The 3,839-nt window shown below is 67.5% G+C and carries 4 protein-coding genes and 1 pseudogene; 3 read left to right on the forward strand and 2 right to left on the reverse strand.

What is annotated here, in order from left to right; translation table 11 throughout:
* The 3 genes from fabG to fabF form a co-directional block, all read left to right on the forward strand.
* The coding region (gene fabG / locus FV222_RS19650) for a 3-oxoacyl-ACP reductase FabG (protein WP_147815440.1) at positions 1-561 on the forward strand (561 nt) is incomplete at its 5' end.
* 302 nt (positions 562-863) lie between these two features.
* On the forward strand, positions 864-1,103 hold the full coding sequence (locus tag FV222_RS19655) for an acyl carrier protein (RefSeq protein ID WP_066926221.1): 240 nt from the start codon (positions 864-866) through the stop codon (positions 1,101-1,103).
* Between the two features lie 99 nt (positions 1,104-1,202).
* Positions 1,203-2,465: a beta-ketoacyl-ACP synthase II gene (fabF, locus tag FV222_RS19660; RefSeq protein WP_147763876.1), complete on the forward strand. Its 1,263-nt coding sequence runs from the start codon at positions 1,203-1,205 to the stop codon at positions 2,463-2,465.
* Between the two features lie 340 nt (positions 2,466-2,805).
* On the opposite strand, the gene FV222_RS19665 is transcribed toward fabF, so the two are convergent.
* Together FV222_RS19665 and FV222_RS29885 are read right to left on the reverse strand one after the other, a co-directional pair.
* Positions 2,806-3,522 carry a YidB family protein gene (locus FV222_RS19665; protein ID WP_147762716.1) on the reverse strand — a complete coding sequence of 239 codons (717 nt, stop codon included), beginning with the start codon at positions 3,520-3,522 and terminating at the stop codon, positions 2,806-2,808.
* Between the two features lie 111 nt (positions 3,523-3,633).
* Positions 3,634-3,839: pseudogene (locus FV222_RS29885) on the reverse strand (hypothetical protein); the annotation flags it as partial.

Consider the following 3,839-nt stretch of genomic DNA (forward strand, 5'->3'; position numbering starts at 1 on the left):
AACCTGTCCGACACCGCCGCCGTCGAGGCGCTGGTGCCGGCGGCGGAAGCCGCGCTCGGCGGGCTCGACATCCTGGTCAACAACGCCGGCATCACCCGGGACAACATCTTCGTGCGGATGAAGGACGAGGAGTGGGACCAGGTCATCGCCGTCAACCTCACGGCCGCGTTCCGGCTGTCGCGGGCGGCGGTGCGGGGCATGATGCGCCGGCGTGCCGGGCGGATCGTCAACATCGGCTCGGTGGTCGGCACCACGGGCAACCCGGGCCAGGGCAACTACGCGGCGGCCAAGGCCGGCCTCGTCGGGCTCACCAAGGCGCTGGCGGCCGAGGTCGCCTCGCGCAACGTCACGGTGAACTGCGTCAGCCCCGGCTTCATCGCCTCGCCGATGACCGACGTTCTGAACGAGAAGCAGCGCGAGGGCATCCTCGGCCGCGTGCCCGCGGGGCGCCTCGGCGAGGGCGCAGAGGTGGCGGCCGCAGTGGTCTACCTGGCCTCGCAGGAGGCGGCCTACGTCACCGGCCAGACGCTGCACGTGAACGGCGGCATGGCGATGGTGTGACGCCATCGCGCGAGGCCCCTCCATCCTGCGGAAAACGCGGCGAAATCGGCGCGCGAACCGCACCGATGAACGCTTCGTGAACCGGGCCTCGCCAGCGTCGAAACCCTGTGTTAACACCCCGGCTGCCGTGCAGGGGGTTGACGGTTCGGCGGGTTCCGAGTCCAAGGCCAACAGGATTTCAGGACCCAGCGCGATCGGTCACCGGCCGCCAGAGACAAGTCCGGCCCGACACCAAGGGCCAACGGCGGCAACGGCGCCATTCCTTTCACCCACGTAACGTGAAGTACCGAGGACCAGCAACGATGAGCGATATCGCTGAGCGCGTGAAGAAGATCGTCGTCGAGCACCTGGGCGTCGAGCCCGAGAAGGTGGTCGAGGGCGCGAACTTCATCGACGACCTCGGTGCCGACAGCCTCGACACCGTCGAGCTCGTGATGGCGTTCGAGGAAGAGTTCAACGTCGAGATCCCCGACGACGCCGCCGAGACCATCCAGACGGTCGGCGACGCGGTGAAGTTCCTCGAGAAGAACTCGGCCGCCTGAGCGGTCGAAACATCCTTCGGGTCGACGCGGCGCGGGCGGGGTGGAAACGCCCGACGCGCCGCACTCGTTGTTGAAGCGGAACGGGTTCGGGATAGCGCGATGCGGCGGGTGGTGGTTACGGGTCTAGGGATGGTCACGCCGCTCGGCAGCGGTGTCGAGCACACCTGGAGCCGGCTGATCGCCGGCGACAGCGGCGCCGGCCCGATCACCACCTTCGAGACCTCCGACCTCGCCTGCCGCATCGCCTGCACCGTGCCCCTCGGGGACGGCGGCGACGGCACATTCAATCCCGACGCCTGGATGGAGCCGAAGGAGCAGCGCAAGGTCGACCCGTTCATCGTCTTCGCGATGGCGGCCGCCGGCCAAGCCCTCGACGATTCCGGCTGGCACCCGAAGAGCTACGAGGACCAGTGCGCCACCGGCGTGATGATCGGTTCGGGCATCGGCGGCATCGGCGGCATCTACGACGCGTCGGTCACCCTCAAGGACAAGGGCCCGCGGCGGATCTCGCCGTTCTTCATCCCCGGGCGGATCATCAACATGGCCTCGGGCCAGGTCTCGATCGCGCATGGGCTGAAAGGCCCGAACAGCGCCGTCGTCACCGCCTGCTCCACCGGCACGCACGCCATCGGCGACGCGGCTCGGCTGATCATGCTGGGCGATGCCGACGTGATGGTCGCGGGCGGCGCGGAATCGCCGGTCGACCGGTTGTCGATCGCGGGCTTCGCCGCCTGCCGCGCCCTCTCCACCGGCTTCAACGACACGCCGACCAAGGCCTCCCGCCCTTACGACAAGGCGCGTGACGGCTTCGTGATGGGCGAAGGCGCCGGCGTGGTGGTGCTCGAGGAGTACGAGCACGCCAAGGCCCGCGGCGCCAAGATCTACGCCGAGGTGGTCGGCTACGGGATGTCGGGCGACGCCTACCACATCACCTCCCCGTCCCCGGACGGCGACGGCGCCTTCCGCTGCATGACGGCCGCGGTGAAGCGCGCCGGCATCGACCCAGGTGCGATCGACTACATCAACGCCCACGGCACCTCGACGCCGATGGGCGACGAACTGGAGCTGCGCGCCGTCGAGCGCCTGCTCGGCGCCTCGGCCGCCGGCATCGCCATGTCCTCGACCAAGTCCGCCGTCGGCCACCTCCTCGGCGCGGCCGGCGCCATCGAGGCGATCTTCTCGATCCTGACCATCCGCGACGGGGTGATCCCCCCGACCCTCAACCTCGACGACCCGAGCGTCGAGACCGCCCTCGACCTCGTGCCGCACGAGGCCAAGCGGAAGCGCGTGGACATCGCGCTGTCGAACTCGTTCGGGTTTGGCGGGACGAATGCGAGCTTGGTGGTGCGGCGGGTCGCCTGAATTCATCGACGCGTCTGAGCACAGCACCGAATTGCTTACTTGAAAAGAGCCCGCGTGATGGCTGGAGCTCTAATTATTTGACCCATGAAACATCTGGGGAAATAATTATAAGATTGTTCGGCTGCTTATCAAAAATATAATTTCATCCAGAAAATCAGTATTTCGTACCATATGCTTGTAACTCTCCATATTACCTCACGTATAAATTTTGATCTAAAAAGCACAATACTTGGGCTCACTGGCTAGATGCAATGTATACCCCTGAAAAATACACGATGATCGCACTTATTCGTGCAGGCATCGTGTATGCTTAAATAACCCTAAAAATTACAGCTTCTAATTACCAAGACTTCCGTTCCCCCAAATCCGGCACCCGTCCCTGCGGCGTGAGCCCGTGCACCACCTCCGGCAGCACCTGAGAGAGCTGGGACAGCAGCGAGTCCCGGTCCATCCCGGTCTGGTTTTGGAGAGCGCCGAGGGTGTCGGGGCCGAGCGCGCGGGCGAGGTCGTGGGGTTCGATGCTGCGGTTGCTGCCGTGGCCGATCCACGAGTCGATGACGTCGCCCAAACCGCCCTGGCGGAAGCGATCGACGAGGCCGTCGAGCCCGCCGAGATCGCCCGCCGTTTCATGTGCGACATGTCCTGGTTGAGGAACCTGGGATCGGTCGCCGGGTCCGTCGAGCATGCCCGAGAGGTCGCTGAAGTCGCCGGGCGGCAGCGGCGGGTCGCGACGGCCGCCCTCCTGGTCGAAGCCGCCGATGTCGCCGGGGTCCTGGCCGGCGCCGTCGTCGGCCGAATGGCCGGGATCGCGGCCGTAGGGTCCGGCGCCGCCAGAGCGCTCAGTGTCGGGGCCGGGCTCCGGCCGGCGCTGGCCGCCGCCGAGAATGTCGCCGAGCGCTCCACCCAGGCCGCCGCTCGCGCCCTTGGCGAGCAGCAGCATCAGCAGGGCCTTCACGATCGGCGACATCGCACCGCCGCCCGCGTTGCCGGCATTGCCCCGTCCGCCGCCGAGCACCTGCCCGAGCACGCCGCCGATCACCGAATCGAGCAGACCCATGGTGCTTTCCTTCGCCTGTGAGGGACGGAGCGCGAGACGCCGCCGCAGGAGCGCATGAAAAAGCCCCCGCCGATCAACGGCGGGGGCGGGGACGAGGTTGCGTCGTGACGGTCAGTGCGCGGCGCGCGTCCGGTCCGGCAAGTGCTGCATCGGGTTCGTCCGCGCGTCGGGGAGGGTCCCGGTGTCCATCACGTCGGTGCTGGGTTTAAGCGCGTGCGGCGCCGCGACGTCGCCGTTCGCGCGCTTGGCGCCGTTCGGCAGGGTCGCAGGGGTGGGCTGGTCGATGTGGCTCGCGGCGGACTGGGCGCGGGCCACAT

The organism is Methylobacterium sp. WL103 (assembly GCF_008039885.1).
GTDB lineage: Bacteria > Pseudomonadota > Alphaproteobacteria > Rhizobiales > Beijerinckiaceae > Methylobacterium > Methylobacterium cerastii.

What these genes read in the sequence shown, in the direction of transcription:
- FV222_RS19665 (WP_147762716.1), bottom strand. Translation starts at nt 3,522, where the DNA reads ATGGGTCTGCTCGATTCGGTGATCGGCGGCGTGCTCGGGCAGGTGCTC.
- fabF (WP_147763876.1), top strand. Translation starts at nt 1,203, where the DNA reads ATGCGGCGGGTGGTGGTTACGGGTCTAGGGATGGTCACGCCGCTCGGC.
- FV222_RS19655 (WP_066926221.1), top strand. Translation starts at nt 864, where the DNA reads ATGAGCGATATCGCTGAGCGCGTGAAGAAGATCGTCGTCGAGCACCTG.